This window comes from Bifidobacterium callitrichidarum (assembly GCF_003129905.1).
GTDB classification, from domain to species: domain Bacteria; phylum Actinomycetota; class Actinomycetes; order Actinomycetales; family Bifidobacteriaceae; genus Bifidobacterium; species Bifidobacterium callitrichidarum.
On the sequence record NZ_QFFM01000009.1, the window covers coordinates 21109 to 40171 of the forward strand.

General features: G+C 62.4%; 15 protein-coding genes. 11 read left to right on the forward strand and 4 right to left on the reverse strand.

From position 1 onward, the window contains the following. Nucleotides 1-87: 87 nt before the first annotated feature. Nucleotides 88-1539 carry a DUF349 domain-containing protein gene (locus DF196_RS05220; protein ID WP_109056830.1) on the reverse strand — a complete coding sequence of 484 codons (1452 nt, stop codon included), beginning with the start codon at nucleotides 1537-1539 and terminating at the stop codon, nucleotides 88-90. Nucleotides 1540-1639: 100 nt separating this feature from the next. On the opposite strand from DF196_RS05220, the gene hisS reads away from it, so the two are divergent. The 3 genes from hisS (at nucleotide 1640) to DF196_RS05235 (ending at nucleotide 5922) form a co-directional block, all read left to right on the forward strand. Beyond that, nucleotides 1640-3046: a histidine--tRNA ligase gene (hisS, locus tag DF196_RS05225; RefSeq protein WP_109056831.1), complete on the forward strand. Its 1407-nt coding sequence runs from the start codon at nucleotides 1640-1642 to the stop codon at nucleotides 3044-3046. Nucleotides 3047-3079: 33 nt separating this feature from the next. Then, complete coding sequence (gene aspS / locus DF196_RS05230; RefSeq protein WP_109056832.1) at nucleotides 3080-4879, forward strand: aspartate--tRNA ligase; 1800 nt, start codon at nucleotides 3080-3082, stop codon at nucleotides 4877-4879. Nucleotides 4880-5271: 392 nt separating this feature from the next. Beyond that, nucleotides 5272-5922: a response regulator transcription factor gene (locus tag DF196_RS05235; RefSeq protein ID WP_241519595.1), complete on the forward strand. Its 651-nt coding sequence runs from the start codon at nucleotides 5272-5274 to the stop codon at nucleotides 5920-5922. 312 nt (nucleotides 5923-6234) lie between these two features. On the opposite strand, the gene DF196_RS13820 is transcribed toward DF196_RS05235, so the two are convergent. The 3 genes from DF196_RS13820 to DF196_RS13830 all read right to left on the reverse strand — a co-directional run bounded on the left by DF196_RS13820 (nucleotide 6235) and on the right by DF196_RS13830 (nucleotide 8684). Next, nucleotides 6235-7545: a sensor histidine kinase gene (locus tag DF196_RS13820; protein WP_158276273.1), complete on the reverse strand. Its 1311-nt coding sequence runs from the start codon at nucleotides 7543-7545 to the stop codon at nucleotides 6235-6237. 182 nt (nucleotides 7546-7727) lie between these two features. Continuing rightward, nucleotides 7728-8105 (reverse strand): DUF559 domain-containing protein, encoded by a 378-nt coding sequence (locus DF196_RS13825; protein ID WP_277745382.1) that lies wholly within the window; start codon nucleotides 8103-8105, stop codon nucleotides 7728-7730. 57 nt (nucleotides 8106-8162) lie between these two features. Next, the gene (locus DF196_RS13830; protein WP_241519597.1) at nucleotides 8163-8684 is read right to left on the reverse strand and encodes a hypothetical protein; all 522 of its coding nucleotides are present in this window, start codon (nucleotides 8682-8684) and stop codon (nucleotides 8163-8165) included. A 479-nt stretch (nucleotides 8685-9163) separates the two neighbouring features. Here DF196_RS13830 and DF196_RS05250 point away from each other — a divergent pair, with 479 nt between their 5' ends. From DF196_RS05250 to DF196_RS05285, 8 genes are all read left to right on the forward strand, one after another. Then, a complete protein-coding gene (locus DF196_RS05250) occupies nucleotides 9164-10915 on the forward strand; it encodes an ATP-binding cassette domain-containing protein (protein ID WP_158276274.1) in 1752 nt (583 codons plus the stop codon). Nucleotides 10916-11520: 605 nt separating this feature from the next. Further along, the gene (locus tag DF196_RS05255; protein WP_109056835.1) at nucleotides 11521-12072 is read left to right on the forward strand and encodes a YbaK/EbsC family protein; all 552 of its coding nucleotides are present in this window, start codon (nucleotides 11521-11523) and stop codon (nucleotides 12070-12072) included. A 365-nt stretch (nucleotides 12073-12437) separates the two neighbouring features. After that, nucleotides 12438-13406 (forward strand): AraC family transcriptional regulator, encoded by a 969-nt coding sequence (locus tag DF196_RS05260; RefSeq protein WP_109056836.1) that lies wholly within the window; start codon nucleotides 12438-12440, stop codon nucleotides 13404-13406. A gap of 232 nt (nucleotides 13407-13638) precedes the next feature. Continuing rightward, nucleotides 13639-14490 (forward strand): amino acid ABC transporter ATP-binding protein, encoded by an 852-nt coding sequence (locus tag DF196_RS05265; RefSeq protein ID WP_338323318.1) that lies wholly within the window; start codon nucleotides 13639-13641, stop codon nucleotides 14488-14490. A gap of 63 nt (nucleotides 14491-14553) precedes the next feature. Then, nucleotides 14554-15393 (forward strand): glutamate ABC transporter substrate-binding protein, encoded by an 840-nt coding sequence (locus tag DF196_RS05270; protein WP_109056838.1) that lies wholly within the window; start codon nucleotides 14554-14556, stop codon nucleotides 15391-15393. Then, complete coding sequence (locus DF196_RS05275) at nucleotides 15393-16070, forward strand: amino acid ABC transporter permease (RefSeq protein WP_109056839.1); 678 nt, start codon at nucleotides 15393-15395, stop codon at nucleotides 16068-16070. Before DF196_RS05270 ends, DF196_RS05275 begins: the two co-directional genes overlap by 1 nt. Nucleotides 16071-16074: 4 nt before the next feature. Then, a complete protein-coding gene (locus DF196_RS05280; protein ID WP_109056840.1) occupies nucleotides 16075-17319 on the forward strand; it encodes an amino acid ABC transporter permease in 1245 nt (414 codons plus the stop codon). A gap of 108 nt (nucleotides 17320-17427) precedes the next feature. Further along, nucleotides 17428-18990, forward strand: a complete 1563-nt coding sequence (locus DF196_RS05285) for an acid phosphatase (RefSeq protein ID WP_170114984.1) — start codon at nucleotides 17428-17430, stop codon at nucleotides 18988-18990. Nucleotides 18991-19063: the final 73 nt, after the last annotated feature.

Below are 19063 nucleotides of genomic sequence, written 5' to 3' on the forward strand. Positions count from 1 at the left end.
GTGGGATTCATGCCAATCGTGGTTTAACAGAGCCATAAATAATGCCCGCCAGGAAATCCTGACGGGCATTTACAAGAAGCGGAACGCTTACTTGATGGCGTTCAGCCACTGCTCCTTGGTGGCCTTCTCGGCCTCGAGCTTGGCCTTCTTCTTCGGATCGGACTCGGCGGCGATCTTCTCGTTGAGCTCGGTGAGCTGGGCGTTGAGCTGCTCCTCGAAGCTGGAACGACGGGCGTCGGTCTCCGGGTCGGTCTGCTTCCAGGCGGCGTCCTCGACGGCCTTGATCTGCTTGTCCACGGCGTCGAGACGGTTCTCGATGCGGCGCATGTCGTCACGCGGCACGTAGCCGATCTGATCCCACTCGTCCTGGATCTTGCCGAGCTCCTGACGGGCCTTCTTGGCCTCGGCCTCGGTCTTGACCGGCACCAGGGCCTCGGCCTTGACCAGCAGCTCCTCCTTCTTGGCCAGGTTCTCCTTCTCGTCGGCGTTGATCTGGTCACGATCGGCCTGACGGGCGTTGAAGAAGGTATCGGCGGCCTCACGGAACTTGGCCCACAGCTCGTCGTCCTCGTTGCGGCCGGCGCGACCGGCCTTCTTCCAGCGATCCATCAGATCGTTGAACTTGCGGGAGGTCTCGCCCCAGGCGGTGGAGTCCTTGAGCTCGTTGGCCTCGGCGATGATCGCCTCCTTGACCTCCTTGGCGTGGTTGCGCTCGTTGTCGCGCGCCTGGGCCCACTTGCGGCGGGCCTGGTTGAAGGTGGTGCGGGCGGCGGAGAAGCGCTTCCACAGGGCCTCGGCCTCCGGCTTGTCGATGCGCACGGTGGTGCGCTGGTGGTTCTGCCACTCCTCGAAGAGGTTGCGGAACTTGTCCGCGGTGGAACGCCAGTTGGTGTTGTCGCCCAGGGAAGCGGCCAGTGCCTCGGCCTTCTCGACGATCGCGGTGCGCTCGGCCACGGCCTTGGCCACGGCGGCCTTGCGGGCCTCGGCGATCTCGGCCTTCTTGGCCTCGCCGGCGGCCTTCAGCGCCTCGTACTGGGCCTTGAGTGCGGCAATGTCGCCCACGACGGCCGGCTCGGCGGTCTCCTCGCCCAGCAGCTTCAGGGAATCATCAATCTCGCGGGCCTTGACGTTCGGGGAGGTCAGGCGGCCGGCCAGCAGGTCGAGCTTGGCCTTGAGATCCAGGAAACGACGGGCGTACAGCGCCAGAGCCTCCTCCTTGGAGACGTCCGGGAACTGGCCGACCTCGCGCTCGGCCTCGCCTTCCTTGACGAAGACGGTGCCGTTGTCGTCCACGCGGCCGAAGGACTCGGCGGCCTTGACATCCTCTTCGGAGTAGGCGACGGTGGCGGCGGCCGGGCCGGCGTTGTGGCGCTTGGCGGCCGGGGTCTTCTTGGCGAATGCGGCGGGGGAGGGTGCATGCGGCTTCGGCACGGAAACCGGGGTCGGCTTTGCCGGGGTCGCCGCGGGTGCTGCAGGCGTCGCTGCCTGCTCCTCGGGTGCGATGGTGTGTTCGGTTTCGGTGACAGTTTCGTCGGCCATGGCCAGCTCCTTAACAAGCGGTAGATCAAGTGGGTGGGTCGCCTCGCATCCCGGATGAACGGGAGGCTTTGACGCAGCCCTCACTTATTATATTGATTTCGTGGCTAAAGGTGCATCAATATCAGGATTTCCGGAGTGGCTCCCCTCCGAACGTGTTGTGGAGCAGCGTGTCATCGACACGCTTCGTAAGGTTTTCGAGCTTAACGGCTTCATCGGCATTGAGACGCGAGCGGTGGAAACCGGCGCTTCCCTGCTGAAAAAGGGCGAGACCAGCAAGGAGATCTACCTGCTGAGCCGTCTGCAGGAGGTCGGTCACGAATCGGACACGCCGATCGAGGACCGACTGGGCCTCCACTTCGATCTGACCGTGCCGCTGAGCCGGTATGTGGTGGAGCATTCGGGAGACCTCGCCTTCCCGTTCAAGCGTTGGCAGATCCAGAAGGTCTGGCGTGGCGAGCGTCCGCAGGAGGGCCGCTTCCGCGAGTTCGTCCAGGCGGACATCGACGTGATCGGCGCCGGCGACCTGCCCGACCACTACGAGGTGGAGCTGCCGCTGGTCATGGTCTCCGCGCTGGAGGAGCTGCGTGCGTTCGGTCTGCCCAAGGCCACCGTGCACGCCAACAACCGCAAGCTGTCCGAGGGCTTCTACCGTGGACTGGGTCTGACGGACATCGAGGGCGTGCTGCGCGAGATCGACAAGCTGGACAAGATCGGTGCCGACGAGGTGGCCAAGCTGCTGGTCGAATCCTGCGGCGCCACCGAGGACCAGGCCCACGCCTGCCTCGAGCTGGCCGGTCTGACCGCCGCCGACGGTGCGGAGCTGGCCGCCAAGTTCGACGATTTGTGCGCCGCACATGGCATCGCCAAGGACTCCGAGGCCTACACGCTGGCCCGTCAGGGTCTGGACACCCTCGCCATGATCGTGGACGAGGCCGCCGCTATCCGCCCCGGCTCCGTAATCGCCGACCTCAAGATCGCCCGTGGACTCGACTACTACACCGGTTCCGTCTACGAGACCTTCCTCGACGGCGCGGCATCGCTCGGCTCCATCTGCTCCGGTGGCCGCTACGACAACCTCGCCTCCCAAGGCAACCGCAAGTATCCGGGCGTGGGCCTGTCCATCGGCCTGAGCCGACTGGTCTCCTACATGCTGCACACCGCCGGCGCGCACGCCAGCCGCGTCTCGCCTGCCGCCGTGCTCGTGGCCGTGTGGAATGAGGACGACCGTCCGGCCGCCAACCGCATCGCCGCCCAGCTGCGCGCCCGCGGCATCGCCACCGACGTGGCGCCCACCGCCGCCAAGCTCGGCAAGCAGATCAAGTACGCGGACAAGCTCGGCATTCCTTATGTATGGTTCCCGGCCTCCGCCGCGGACGGTGAAGGTGCGGAAGGCGCCGAATCGGCCGGTGACGAGGTCAAGAACATCGTCACCGGCGAGCAGGTGCCCGCCGATTGCACGTCGTGGGAGCCGGATACTGTGGTTGCCCAGCAAACCGTCGAAATCTGACGTATTCGAGTCAAATCGAGGAGAAACAAGACAATGAGCCAGACGGCTTACAGAACACATCATGCCACTGACGTGACCGAGGCCCTGGTCGGCCAGAAGGTCACCCTCGCCGGTTGGGTCGACCGCCGCCGCGACCACGGTGGCGTGGCCTTCATCGATCTGCGCGACAACACCGGTCTGGTGCAGGTCGTCATCTACGACGAGGACATGGCCCGCCCGCTGCGCTCCGAGTTCGTCATCCAGGTCACCGGCGAGGTGCGCCTGCGTCCGGACGGCAACGAGAACACCCACCTGGCCACCGGTAAGATCGAGGTCGTGGCCGAGACCATCGAGATTCTCGCCAAGTCCGACGCCCTGCCGTTCCAGGTGTCCACCGCTCTGGAGAACGAGTCCGAGAACAAGCTGCCCGGCGAGGACGTGCGTCTCAAGTACCGTTACCTCGACCTGCGCCGCCCGTCCATGCAGCACAACCTCAAGCTGCGCTCCGACATGGCCAAGGCCGCCCGCCACGCGCTGGAGGAGATGGACTTCACCGAGGTGGAAACCCCGACGTTCATCAAGTCCACGCCGGAAGGCGCCCGTGACTTCCTGGTGCCGGCCCGTCTGGTGCCAGGCTCCTGGTACGCCCTGCCGCAGTCCCCGCAGCTCCTGAAGCAGCTGCTCATGGTCTCCGGCGTTGAGCGCTACTACCAGCTCGCCCGCTGCTACCGTGACGAGGACTTCCGCGCTGACCGTCAGCCCGAGTTCACCCAGCTCGATATGGAGATGAGCTTCGTGGACCAGGAGGACGTGATGGCCATGGCCGAGAAGGTCATCGCCGCCATCTGGAAGACCGCTGGTTACGAGGTCCAGCTGCCGCTGCCGCGCATCACCTGGCAGGAGGCCATGGATAAGTACGGCTCCGACAAGCCGGATCTGCGCTTCGGCAACCCGCTCGTCGAGCTCACCGAATACTTCAAGAACACGCCGTTCCGCGTGTTCCAGGCCCCGTACGTGGGTGCCGTGGTCTTCAAGGGCGGTGCCGCCACGCCTCGTCGCCAGTTCGACGCCTGGCAGGAGTGGGCCAAGCAGCGCGGCGCCAAGGGCCTCGCCTACGTGGTCTTCGCTGAGGACGGCGAGCTCAAGGGCCCCGTGGCCAAGAACCTGTCCGATGAGGAGCGCAACGGCCTGCGCGAGGCCGTGGGCGCCGAGCCGGGCGACGCCGTGTTCTTCGCCGCCGGTTCCCGCGAGTCCTCCCAGCTGCTGCTGGGTGCCGTGCGTGTGGAGCTCGCCCGCCGTGAGGGCCTCCTGGACCCGAAGAAGTTCGCCTTCACCTGGGTTGTGGACTTCCCGCTGTTCAAGCCCACCGACGACCCGGACGACGACGATGTGGCGGTCGGCCACTCCAAGTGGACCTCCATGCACCACCCCTTCACCATGCCGTCCAAGGACTGGATCGACAAGTTCGACCAGGATCCGGAGCACGCCATGTCCGACTCCTACGACATCGTCTGCAACGGTGAGGAGATGGGCGGCGGTTCCGTCCGTATCCACCGCGACGACATCCAGGATCGCGTTCTCAACGTGCTGGGCATCTCCCCGGAGGAGGCCCAGGAGAAGTTCGGCTTCCTGCTCGAGGCCTTCAAGTACGGCGCTCCGCCGCACGCGGGTATCGCCCTCGGCTGGGATCGTACCGTGTCCATCCTCGCCGGTGCCGACACCATCCGCGACGTCATCGCCTTCCCGAAGGCCGGTGGCGGTCGTGACCCGCTGACCGGCGCCCCGGCTCCGATCACCGACGAGCAGCGCGCCGAGACCGGCGTCGACTACGACCCGGACGAAGACGAAAACTAAGTGATGGAGCGTCCTCGTCGTTGCTCCTCGGTCGACGTACCTTCGTACGCCTTCCTTCGGTACGCCTAGTGGACGCACGCATCACTGAGTTTTCTACGAAAACTAAATACGGTACATGAATGATGGGCCTCGCACGGTTTCGGCTGTGCGGGGCCCATTGTCATGTTGAATGCGCTGGCATGATTGCCTGGGGCTTCATCCGTGGCGCGTAATGATTCTCATGGTGTAGGGAATATCTCATGGTGTAGGGAAAGCTACATGATGTAGTAACGTAAAATGGCTTGTTTCTGCGGTTTTGCAAAAGTACATCCCTACATCATGGGAATTTCCCTGCACCATGGGGACTTATCTCTCCGGCGAAGCCTGATTTGCAGTCGGCATGCGGGCGCAGCATGATGGAAACCGTGACGACGATTGGAATAGTGGACAACGACCGGTTCGCGCTGACCATGTTGGCGCAGACGGTCGGCCGTGCGATGGCCGGCGCGAACGTGCTCTGGGCGGTGGAATCCGGAGCCCAGGCATTACATCATTGCCTGTATGAGGGCGGGCAATCGGTGCCTGACGTATTGCTGCTGGATATGTCGTTGACCGATATCCCCGGACCGGACGTGTGCCGCCGCATCCGCGAGGCGCAGGAACGCCCTGCCGTGTTGGGCATCACCTCGTACTCGTTGGGCCATTACCAGCAGCTCGCCATCGATGCCGGCGCGCAGGGGCTCATCGCCAAAAGCGTGACGCCGCGCGAACTGGTCTCGGCCATCAGCACAATCGCACAGGGTGCCACAATCGGCGAGGGATTCATGACCGCCGCGGCTGCGCGCATGAAACTGGTTTCGGCCGAACAGTCGAATGCCGATCTGTCGAACCGTGAGCAGGAAGTGCTGCGGTTGTATGCGGCGAATTTCAGCACCGAAGAGATCGCGGCCAAGCTCGGCATCAAAGCCTCCACCGTCTTCGTGGTGATGAAGCACGCGAAGACGAAGCTCGGCGTGGCCACTCGTTCCGAGGCGATTCGTGCATTTCTTGCGCAACAGGCGTGATTCATAAGGTGCCGCTAAGCCAAGATTGACATGAAACTGATGTAGCTATTCCTCAGCCGACTATGCCGGCAGTTTCCTTGACAGGGGAGTCCAAGAATGGGGCCATGACAATCTTGGTTGAGCAATACCATTCATAACGGGTTGTCTAGGCTGTCCGAGTTATATCCGGCAAAGCCGGTCGGGGCAATCGACTGGCTTCATGCTCATGCCAACCTTGGTCTCAATAGTCCTTCCGCGCGAATGACGGCAATCAGGCTTCCCGTTCCGGTCAGGAATCGACTGTCCAGGGTCTTCCGCACATATGACAGCTGATCAGGCTTCCACGGGGAAGCGCGCGGTCATAGACCATTGATCAGTCGAATCGCCCTTGACACTGATGTCAACGCCCATATTGCGGTACCGGTCCAGTCCGGTGCCCAGTCCCAATCCCGAACCGTCGCCGCCTGTTTCGCGGTCCGGCAATGGCGTATCGACGGCCGTGACGACGATATCGCCGCCATCGCCGGCGATGGACACCACATAGCCTTGTGCCGGGTCGCCGTGTTTGGCGATGTTCGCATATATTTCGCCAAGCAGTCCGGCCAGCAGTTCGGCGCGAGATGCCGACAGCTGAGGAAAGGCGTCCGACATCGTCGTCTGGCCGTCGAATCCCAGCGCCCGTAAACGTTCCTCCTGCGAGTCAATGCAGTCGATGATGGCGCCGGTGACATCGGTCTGCGGCACAGTGGATGCACGGGAGAAAGCGTCGTAATCCGCGACGTGTGCACGAACGTCCGACGCATCGGCCACGGCCTCGGAAGCCTGGTCAAGCGCGTTGATGACCTGATGCGTATCGGCAAGCGCCGTTTCGATGATGCCGCGCAGCTCATGGAGCTCATTCGGGTTCATGGGCGAAGGTCGTTCTTTGGTCGCGGCCACGCTTCGATCCCGATAGGTCATGCCTGTACGAAGACTTTCCCGCTCGGCAACATCGGCGTTGGGCATCGAATCGCGGTACACCGACTTCGATTGTTCGATATCGCGGTCGATACGCATGATGGCATACGCCAAATCGTTGGAAATCCGGTCGTGCAGGGCGCGGGCGATGGCGTCGCGTTCGGCCTGGCGACGTTTCTGTTCGTTCTGGCGGGCCCGATCCGCCTGCCAACGGGAGACCACGCCGATCACCACGGCGAACATGCAGTAGGCGAACGAAACAACCACCGAATCGGAAGGACCGAGCCCGAACAGCACCTTTTGATCGATGAGCAGGGCCGAAACGCCAAGCACGGCCGCAAGCGTCGCCATCGCACGACCGTCACGCCAGATGATGGCCACCGCCAGCACCATCGCCAGCGAATACGAATACGACATCGGAAACGGCGAGACCAGTCCCACACAGTACAACGTGACCGCAAGCCATGCGCCAGACTCCGGCATGACCGGCAGCAACACCAGCGACACCAGCGCCGAACAGGGGATGAGCAGATAGGACAGGACGTGCCCGCTTTGCCAGCGCAACAGCGTTTCCGCAACCACACAGCATGCGATAAGCGTGCAGCACAAGGCGAGGTGCCTGCGATTCAGGGTTGTCCGTACGAATATGGCCCCTCGTCCGGTCTCGCCTTTTCCGTGCGTAATCATGCCTTCATTGTTACACCGTGATTGGATGGGGATGGGCCAAGCACGTGTAGTCCATGATGCAGGGATTTTCCCATGGTGTAGGGATGTGTTTTTATAAAACCGCGGAAACAAGCCGTTTTTCATCCCTACACCATGCGATTTTCCCTACAGCATGGACTATTCCCTACAGCATGGGCCCGTGTTTATTCAGCCTTCCTGGTTTGCACTGCCTTTTGCCTGCGCTGATATTCGCCCTTGCGTGCATTAATGGCAAGCCGCGGATTGGCCAGCGCCCGGAATTGACGTTGCGGCAGACCAGTCAGCGGTACGTTCAATGCGTTTGCTACATGTTGTGCAAAATCACGTTGATTCGCGTCGTTCCACAAGTCATCGGCAAACACTTCGACGACCGTCCATCCCATAGCCCTGAGATTGCGTCGTTTACGCTGATCACGTATGTATTGATTACGGAAACGGCGATGATGATCGCCGTCATACTCGATAGCCACATGCGCATCGGGGTATGCCATGTCAACGATGTATCGAGTGGCGCGGTTTGTGTCCTCGATGCCATAATGCATTTGCGGAGCGGGAAGCCCGAAACGCAGCAAGGTAAGACGGGCGCGTGTTTCCTGTACCTAATCGGATGTTTGAATAAGTGACAGCGCCTGCTCGCAGCGTGTGCGTCCAACGGTATGGGTGAAGTTCTCGAGTCGGTTACGGAAATGGTCGATGGAATATCTGAAACGTCGTATGATCGCTTCGCCGAGTATCACCATTTCATCAAGATTCAGGTACCGCGCGTATTGAATCCACAGGTCAAGAGGATGCATGCACACAAGTCCGTTGGGAAAAGTGTACGTGAGGAACGGTTGATTCCATGTTCGATACGAGACGTTTTTCACCGTGGAACGTTGCGTACCATCCCGAATGGTGACGTAGAAATCACTGACTGACAGCGTGCATTGGCGGGGCCGCTCGATGGCATAGAGTTCCAGAGCTGTATGAAGCGAGAAACAGATGGATCGTTCCGTGCGCATACGAGCAAGCAGAGACCGGCATTCCGCCGCTTTCGCTGTGGCCTGGGCGGTGAGTTCTCGTTGCACATAATTCTGAATTTCGCCGTTGACCGGCATGCTTTGATAGTTATACGTATTCATGCCGGGCATGATATCCGATTCGCGGGTGCCACCGGCATGAAAACGAGCAATGTGGATAACTCAAGGTTTTCAACGTGTTTCAATGCAGTACTGACTGTCGGCAGGTCAGTATGCGGAGGTATGCTGGACGGGCATTGTTGGAGGTCTTCCCATATGCCAAGAAGACCGGCGAAAGGAATCGATCGGCGTTGCGTCTGTGAAGGATGACGGTATTGCAGCGGAACCCACGCGCTGAAGCGTGCCGCCGCGTGTCATCCGGGCGATGAACGTTTCTTTCCGAGACCGCCATCGCAGTCATCATAGGTTCCATACCGTCATCGTGCTGTTACCGATTCCAGTCGGCATGCCATGACGCTTCGTTGCTTCGCAACCGATCCGTACGTGATTCGGCTGATTCCCGGCGCTCAGTAAGAAGAATGATCTCATGCCGAGGGCGGCGTAACGAAGTCTGAAGAAAGACGTGATGTATGCAACCGGCAATGCTTACGATGAATGGCATCACTTTCACCTATCCCGATGCTCCCGAGCCGTTGTTCGAACGGGTTGACGTGACGTTTCCCATTGGCTGGACCTCCGTACTGGGCGACAACGGCATCGGCAAGTCCACACTGATGGCGATCGCGCGCGGCCGGATGCGGCCCGATGCCGGAACCGTCACGCCGGATCCGCGTGGGATGATCATCGGATACTGCCCGCAGGACGCGGCCGTCGAGCCGGAAAACCTTGAGGATTTCGACGCCGACTGGTCGCCCGAGGCGATCGCCATACGTGATGATTTGGGTGTGGAGGACGACTGGCCATACCGGTATGCGCGGCTTTCCGGCGGGCAACGGAAACGATTGCAGATCGCCTGCGCGTTGGCGTTGCACCCTGATGTACTCATTCTTGACGAGCCGACGAATCATGTCGATGCCATGACGCGCGAGCATATCATCACGGCAATGCGTCGGTACAGGGGCATAGGCGTCGCGGTCTCGCACGATGTGGGGCTGATCGACGCGGTGTGCACGCGCTGCGCCATATTTGAGCGACGTCATGTGGGCTCACGCAACAGGACGGTGGTGGCCACGTTCCGCGGCGGGTATTCCGAGGCTTCCCAACAGATGGAGCTGCGGAACGGCACGGACGCGGCGCGTGCGGATGCGGTGCGACGGGAAGCAGCCCGATTGGCGGCCGTGAAAGCGCAGCGGTTTGCCAAGGTACAGCAGGTAGAGGCACAGAAACGACATGGCGAACGCATCGACAGACGCGATCATGACGCCCGCAATCGCCGGCAATTGGCGAAAATGACCGGTCTTGACCGCGGTGTGACTCGCGCCTACAGCCAACTTGACGGGCGTCTTGCCGCCGCGAGGCATAAGGCGGAGGAAATGTCGCTGCCAGCCAAGCGATACGAGGGCACGCTTTGGATGGACATCGAGCCGGCGCATTGCTGTGAGCTTATCCGGCTTGAATCGGGCGTAATTCAATTCGGTGAGGCGATTGGGCGGCAAACCGCCGTGCATCGGAGGAATAGGGACGTGTCGGTCGCGTCGGTCTCATCAAGCAATGCGGGGATGGCTGATATGTCGGGGTTGCCATGCGATTCGGAACCGCTGCTGAGCGAGATGGGCATGACCCATGATGTTGCCGGCAATGGGGAAGCATCCGCATCCGGGCCAAACGGTGATGACGAATCGGCGGATTCACTGTGCCGGGCGGTTCGCTCCGGCGACCGTATCCGCCTATCGCCGCCTAGGGATTGTGGAGCGGCGGTGGGACTTATGATTCCGACGATTTCAATCGGGCCACGTGACCATGTGGCCGTGACCGGGCCGAATGGAACGGGCAAGTCGTCACTGATAGCAGTGATGCTTGCGTGCGCCGCGGACGTGCCATGCTTGGCTATCGCGCAGAACACCACGGATGAGGATCGTGATGCCGCCATGCGCCGGCTGCTCGCGATGCCCGCCGGGGCACGGGCGCAGGTGATGAGTGCGTATGCGCGGCTTGACGCGGATTCTGACCGGCTGCTGGCTTCAGGGCGTCCATCGCCCGGGGAACTGCGCAAACTGCTGTTGTGCTTGGCGATACCGGCAAGACCGCAGCTCATGGTGCTGGATGAGCCGACCAATCACCTCGATCTGACCTCCAAGAAGGCGTTGGCGCGCCTGCTGGCCGAGTATCCGGGTGCGTTAATCGTCGTGTCCCATGACGAGTGGTTCCTGAAGCTCGCGGGTTTCGGACGGTAATCGGGGCCGACAGCTGGCTCATGGTGTAGGGAATGGCACATGGTGTAGGGAAAATCGCATGGTGTAGGGATGAGAAATGGCTTGTTTCCGCGGTTTTGCAAAAACGCATCCCTACACCATGGGAAATTCCCTACACCATGGGAACCGGAATGGTGGTGAGCGGCAGGGCACGGGACTTGCCGTGGAGCGGTGCATGCGGCGCGTCACAGGACATACGGAGCAATACCGCGCTGTTGTGCTCCTAGACCCGTAAATAAAGGCTCTGTTAAAACCAAGATTGACATGGATTCCACCGGGCTACCCCTCAGTCGGCTTTGCCGCCAGCTCCCCTGACAAAGGGAGCCAAGAATAAGGGGCATGTCAATCTTGGCTTAGCAGAGCCTAAATAAAACGCCATAAGCAATACGTATAAGAGACACGGTGTTGCCCGATCGCCCTGCCGTTATATTGCTGCACAGGCAGGATTCCCGGCAACTGGGATGACTCGGGAATCGGCAGCGCCATCCCGCAGCCGCCCCGGCGGCAATGCAAGGGGAATCCGCGAGGGGATGCTGCCGCACGCCGTGACACGCGCAAACGCAAGCACAACACAACAGGGGGATGCAATGACGTTGGAGATTCTGGACTGGCATGACGGGGATTTGCTGGCCAAGCCGGTGTTCGACAAGCTCAACGCACTGGTGGCGGCCGGCGTGCCGGAGTCGAAGATTCTGGGCGTGACCATCAACACGGATGAGGAGTCGGATACTGACCTGTGGTGCCCGAAGTACGGCATTCCGTTCGAGATCACCGGCAACGTAGTGGTGGTCCATACGCACAAGACCCGCAAGGCGCCGCCCGAATTCGCCGCTGCGTTCGTCACCGCGGACACGCGCGCCGACCTGAACGGCGTGGTCAAGCACACGCTTGAAGTATCCAAGGTGAGTTTCGCGCCAATTGACGCGGCGGTGGAGGCCACCGGCATGGAGTCTGGCGGCATGTCCCCGATCGGATTGCCGGATGGTTGGCCGCTGCTCGTGGACCAGCACATCCTCTCGATTCCGAAGCTGTACCTGGGCTCCGGCATCCGTCCGTCGAAACTGGTGGTGGACGGCTCCATCTTCGCCGATATTCCCGGAGTGCATTTTGTCTCCGCCCTTGGCAAGCCGCGCGCCTGAATGACTTCATCGCCCGTCCCGCTGTCATGTGCGGTTCGGGCAGGTAGGGTGTGGCCGCCGAGGGGCAAGCGGGCGCGTGGACCGTATGATAAGGCTCTGTTAGACCAAGATTGACATGGATCCCACCGGACTATCCCTCAGTCGGCTTCGCCGCCAGCTCGTCCTGCAATCATGGACGAACTTCGTTCGTGTTCTGTTGGCTCGACTGTCGTCTCGCACATTGCCTACAAACAGCTCCGCTATTTGCTTCACGGCAATGTCCTGACAAGGGGAGCCAAGAATAAGGGGCATGTCAATCTTGGTTTAACAGAGCCTATGATAATCGGTGATGATTGGTATCTCCGGCGCTAACAGGAGGAACGAGCATGCCACGTGACAGCCAACGACTTGCCGGCGTGCCAAGCCGGTATTATGGCGTGCTTCCCGATTCGGACGCCTTCCGCGGCCGCCGCGACTCCGGCGAAATCGAGCTCGTGGTGCCGCCCGCCGATTCCGTGATCCATTGGAACCAGCATGGCTACCCGGATCCCAGCATACGTTGGCATCATCATGAGGACATCGAGTTCCATCTCATCCGCGAGGGGCCCGGCACCATGCTTGTCGGCGACGCGATGGTGCCGTTCTCGGCAGGCCAGGTGACGATGATCGGCAGCAACGTGCCGCATATGTGGCTCTCCAATCTCAACACCGCACGCGAGTTCCCCGACCGGGACGTGTACTGCCAGGTACGCCCCGAAGTACTCGAACGACTGGTCTCCGCGATTCCTGACGCCCGCGCCATCGTCACGCTGATGAAGCGGTCCATGCGCGTGATTAGCCTGACCGGCGAAGCGGCGGCAGAGGCGGCCCGCTGGCTGGAGGCCATGGGAAGGCATGCCGGGCTGCGCCAGTTCACCGATTTCATGGAATTGATGCAAACGTTCGCCGCCGCGCCCGAATCGGAATGGCATTCTCTGCTGTTGCACGACTATGAGCCGGAAACGGAGACGGGTGCACCCGACGGCGACGAACGTATCAACCGGGCGCTCGATTTCGTGGCCCTGCACCTGACCGACGGCACGCTCACGCTGGAGGTCACCGCCAGATACGTCGGCATGAGTCCGACGTCGTTCTCCCGACTGTTCAGCAGGATCAGCGGCCGCACGTTCTCCGACTTCGTGCGACGCATGCGCGTCTCCCTGGCCTGTCAGCTGTTGGTGACGGACAACGTTGCGTTGGCGGACATTCCCGCCCAATGCGGGTACGATAACCGGTCGAACTTCAATCGCCGGTTCCGCCAGGAGACTGGTATGGCACCGTCCGAATACCGTCGCGCCCATCGTGGTGGTGTCTGAGACGGTGCCCTGAGCGGTACCTGAACATGCCGGCGGATTTCCGGCGAACAGACGGCAGACAACCAGCAGACATGCCGATGTCGGCGCTGGCGAACATATCGGCGAACATATCGGCGGACAGGCCAAAGCGCGGCGAAACGCGCAGTATCCCGCATGTTCCGCCGAATCCGCGGACCAACATGTGGACATACGGTGAACACATCGGAAACAGAGCTGTGTTATCCTCCCCAGCATGTCTGAAACGAACAAGGAAGCAGTGCGTTCGCGCACGACTGCAACACAAGCAACTGAAGACGCCTCGGCCAAGGCGAAACTGGCCCCGCTCGTTCCCGGCGCAGAAGACCCGAACCGCGCGCTGGTGGAACTCACCCACGTCGAGAAGCATTTCGGCGACCTGCACGTCCTGAAGGACATCAACCTGCGCGTCACCAAGGGCGAAGTGCTCGTGGTCGTGGGCCCCTCCGGCTCCGGCAAATCCACGATGTGCCGCACCATCAACCGTCTGGAGACCATCGACTCCGGCGACATCCGCATCGACGGCAAGCCCCTGCCCCAGGAGGGCAAGGAACTGGCCAGCCTGCGTGCCGAGGTGGGCATGGTGTTCCAGTCCTTCAACCTCTTCGCCAACAAGACCATTCTTGAGAACGTGACGCTCGCCCCCATCAAGGTGCGTCACATGGACAAGAAGGAAGCCGAACGTCTCGCCATGGACCTGCTCGACCGTGTCGGCGTGGCGTCCCAAGCCAACAAGATGCCCTCCCAGCTTTCCGGCGGCCAGCAGCAGCGCGTGGCCATCGCCCGCGCGCTCGCCATGCGACCCAAGGTGATGCTGTTCGATGAGCCCACCTCCGCCCTCGACCCCGAGATGGTCAACGAGGTGCTGGACGTGATGGTCGAGCTCGCGCACGAGGGCATGACCATGATCTGCGTGACCCACGAGATGGGCTTCGCGCGCAAGGCCGCCGACCGCATCGTGTTCATGGCCGATGGCCGGATCCTTGAGGAGAACACGCCGGACGAGTTCTTCGAACACCCACAGACCGATCGCGCCAAGGACTTCCTCTCGAAGATCCTCACCCACTGAAACCACTGGACCCACTGGACCCTGCGACGACACAGAGGAAGCAAGGGAAGCAGAAGTACAACTATGACTTTCACCAACACCATGAAACGGACGGCAGTGCGGGTGGTCGCCGCGCTGGCCGCCGTGGCCTGCACCATGTCGCTTGCGGCATGCGGCCAGGACGAGGCGGGTAAGATCCGCATCGGCATCAAATTCGACCAGCCGGGCCTTGGCTTCAAGAAGTCCGGTACCTACGTGGGCTTCGACGTGGACGTGGCCAAGTACATCGCCAAGAAGCTCGGCTACTCCGAGGACGAGATCATCTGGAAGGAGGCCCCGTCCAAGCAGCGTGAGGCCATGCTCCAGAACGGCGACGTGGACATGATCCTCGCCACCTACTCCATCACCGACGAGCGCAAGAAGGCCGTCTCCTTCGCCGGACCGTACTTCGTGGCCGGCCAGGACCTGCTCGTGCGCAAGGACGACCAGTCCATCAACGGCCCCGAGGACCTCAACGGCAAGCGCCTGTGCTCCGTGACCGGTTCGACCTCCGCCGCCACCGTCAAGGAGAAGTTCGCCTCCGAGGTGCAGCTCATGGAACAGCCCGGCTACGCCGAATGCGCGACCGCCCTGTTCTCCGGCATCGTGGACGCCGTGACCACCGACGACATCATCCTGGCGGGCCTGGCCTCCGCCTCGCGCGGCAAGCTGCGCGTGGTGGGCAAGCCGTTCACGCAGGAATACTACGGTGTGGGCATCAAGAAGGGCGACACCAAGCTTGCCGTCAAGATCAACAACGCCATCACGGACATGATCCAGGACGGTTCCTGGAAGAAGGCCGTGGCCGACAACACCGAAGGCACCGACTACACGCCCGACGTGCGCTACAACCCGCCCACGCCGGACGAGGGGGAGGACGCCTGATGAACGGATTCATGGAACTCTTCAGCCAGTACGACGTGCTGGGCGCCTTCCTGGTCAACATCGAGCTGACCCTGTGGAGCGCGCTGTTCTCGCTGATTCTCGGCGTGATCCTCGTGGTCATGCGCATCTCGCCGATCTCCTCGCTGCGTGCGGTGGCCGGCGCCTACGTGGAGCTGTTCAAGAACCTGCCGCTGACCATCATCATGGTGTTCATGGTGCTGGGCGCCTACGCGCAGCTCAAGCTCACCTTCTCCGACACCTTCGCCACGAACTTCTTCTGGCTCGCCGTGACAGGCCTGAGCCTGTACACCGCGGCGTTCGTGTGTGAGTCGCTGCGAAGCGGCATCAACACCGTGCCGCTCGGCCAGGCCGAGGCCGCACGTGCGCTGGGCCTGGGCTTCATGCAGTCCGCGACCGAGATCATCCTGCCGCAGGCCTTCCGCGGCTCGGTGGCCCCGCTCGGCAACACGCTGATCGCGTTGCTCAAGAACTCCACCGTGGCCGCCGCGGCGTCCGTCTCCACCGAGACGTCATCGCTGATGAGCGAGATGATCGAATTCCGTCCCGACGTGATCATCCAGATCTTCCTGATCTTCGCGTTCGGCTACGTGATTCTGATCATCCCGATCGGCATGCTCACCACGTACCTGTCCAACAAGCTCGCCGTGAGGAGGTGACGTCATGGCCGATACTTCGAATTCCGTGCTCTTCGACGCGCCCGGTCCCAAGGGCCGGCGCACCATCCGCATCCTCAACTGGATCGCGGGCCTGATCTTCGCCGTGGTCCTCGTCCTCATCCTCATGCGGCTGCATAACCCGCCGGACGGCGAGAACCAGCTCAGCTGGGAGCTGTGGAAGCCCGCCGTGGAACGCGAGGCGTGGACCGACTTCTACCTGCCCGGCCTGTGGATGACCGTCAAAGCCACCATCGTGGCCGTGATTGGCGCCGTGGCGTTCGGTCTGGTCTTCGGCGTGGGACGACTGCTGCCGAACCCGCTGGTGCGCGGCGTGTCCGCCATCATCGTCGAGTTCTGCCGAGCCGTGCCCGTGCTGCTGCTCATGATCTTCTTCTGGCGTTGGTTCGCGTTCGCGGGCCTGCCCAGCCCCTCCTACTGGGCCGTGGTGCTCGCCCTCGTGCTCTACAACGGCTCCGTGGTGGCCGAGCTCGTGCGCTCCGGCGTGGGCAACCTGCCCAACGGCCAGCGCGAGGCCTCGCTCGCCCTGGGCCTGACCGAATCGCAGTCCCTGATGGAGATTGAGGTGCCGCAGGCCGTCTACGCCATGCTGCCGGCCGCCGTGACCCAGCTGGTAGTGGTCCTCAAGGACACCGCCCTCGGTTCGATCATCATGTACACCGACCTGCTGCAGGAATCCCGCCGACTTGGTTCGATGTACTTCAACATCCTGCAGACGCTGGTCATGGCCGCGGTGATCTACTTCATCGCCTGCTGGCTGCTCTCGCGCTTGGCCGAATGGCTGCCGGAGCGCATGCAGCAGCGTACGGCCGCGCCCGCCGAGCCCGAGCCCGTCGCGCCGATCGCCGCCGGCGACGCCTCCAACGTGAACCAGATTGCCGTGGCCAAGGAAGTCGAGGAGCTGCCGTTCGGCGGCGCGCCGCGCCAGTACCACGTGCATCACCGCGGCACCAACGCCTCCATCCGCAACTGGCGCAAGACCAAGTACGAGCAGGGCTACGATCCCACGCAGCCTGACTCGCAGATCGACCCGGAAACCGGCGAATTCCCGGCATTCCGCAAGTCCGAGCAGAAGCGCAAGCCCAAGGGTGCCAAGCTCAACGGCACCGAAGAGGATCACGGCGGCCATGCCGGTCACACCGATCCGATGCCGAAGGTCGAGCGCACGTTCAAGCACGGCAACGACATCGGCAAGGGTCATACGAATCTCGGAGGTCATTCCAAGATCTGACGGTCTGACGGCGATGCGCTAGCCGCATGCTAGGCCGGCACGAAGAGTTCACCGAGTGTTCGGTTCGTGCGCGGGCTACGTACCTGTACGGAGGATAGGTTGGAACACATGAAGCTGTTCCGTAACCTATCCTCCATTTTCGTATGCGTGCTCGCCGTGGCCCTGCTGATGCCGCTGGGACTTGCGGCGGCTGTGGTCCCAGTTGAGGCGCAGGCCGCGGAACCTGCCGTCGCGGCGTCCGGCAAAACCACGAACCTGCCGAACCCCGATTGGGTGGCGCTCCTCTCCGACTACGAGAAGGACTACTGGCAGGCCCCCAAGGACGCCACGCACGGCGGCAAGGTGCTCGACGCCAAAACCATGAAGCTCGACGAGGACCTGGCCGTCAAAATCAACCACCTGGGCGCCGAAAATCTTGACAAGGACGGACTCAACAGCCAGCGCAAGCGCGCCCTTGTCGACTCCGACCTACTGGGTGAAGAGACCATGCCGGACGCGCTCGGCCCGGTGCTCGGCCAGTACATGAAGGATGGGTTCAAGCAGGGGCGGCTTAACCTCATCTCCGACCTGTTCAAGTTCAACGTGGCCTCCACCTTCCAGTCGAAGCGCGCCGCCATGCACCCGCGCCCTTACCTGGATCGCTCGCAAAGCACACTCGGCGGCACCAACGACCTCGCCGGCCTGCCCTCCACGCTCGACATCAAGCAGTCGCCCTCCTGGCTGGAACACATCCCCGGCTACTCCACGCTCCAGAAGAACAGCTCCTACCCCTCTGGCCACACCACGGGCGCCTACTCGTGGGGCATCGCACTGGCGGGACTCCTGCCCGAACTCGCGCCGCAGATCATGGCCCGCACCTCCGAAGCCGGCAACAACCGCATCGTGCTCGGCGTGCACTATCCACTCGACATCATGGGCGGGCGCATCGGCGCCTCGGCCCAGAACGGCCAGTACTGGCATAACGAATACGCCACGTCCATCATCCCCGCCGCCCGGCAGCTGCGCGACTACCTGACCGAACGCTGCGCGGCCGACGGCCACGGCTCCACGCTTGCCGAATGCATCGCGAACCTCAAGGCCAACGGCACGGGCGGCTACACCAACGACTTCCTCGACCCCGTAGCCACCGAACCGGTCAAGGACCAGGGATCGGCCGTGCGCGTGTACACGGCCCGCATGACGTACACCTTCCCACAGGTTACATCCCAGGCCGGCGCGGACTTCACGGCACCGAAGGGCGCGGCGGACGTGCTGCGCATCGCCTACCCGCAGCTGCACGCCGACCAGCGCAACGCCATCCTCAAAGCCACCGCGCTCGATTCCGGCTATCCGTTGTGGAAATCAAGCGACGGCTGGCAGCGCATCAACTGGGCCAAGGCCCTGTGCGCCCGCGTGACCCTGAACGAGCAGGGCGACGTGGTCAAGGTGGAGACCGCGGACCAGGTGACGCTTGCCGGTCCGGAAGTGGTCAATGCGCAATACGCTAACAGGGGAGCGCACCCGGCCTCTGACGCGCTCGCCGGCGAACATTCCGCTGCCTCGGCCGGACCGGACCTTGCTACTCTGCATACGGCGCAGCGATCCGCACTGATCGCCGCCGTCATCGCCACCGTGGCGGCCGCAGGCATCGGCCTCGCCCTTACCACCGTGCGCCGCCACGGAGCCCGGTGAATCGAGCGCCGTGCCGTTGCTGCCGTGCGGACTGATGCGGTGGGGCGGCCCAGCGCGGCGGGACATGCCCCGT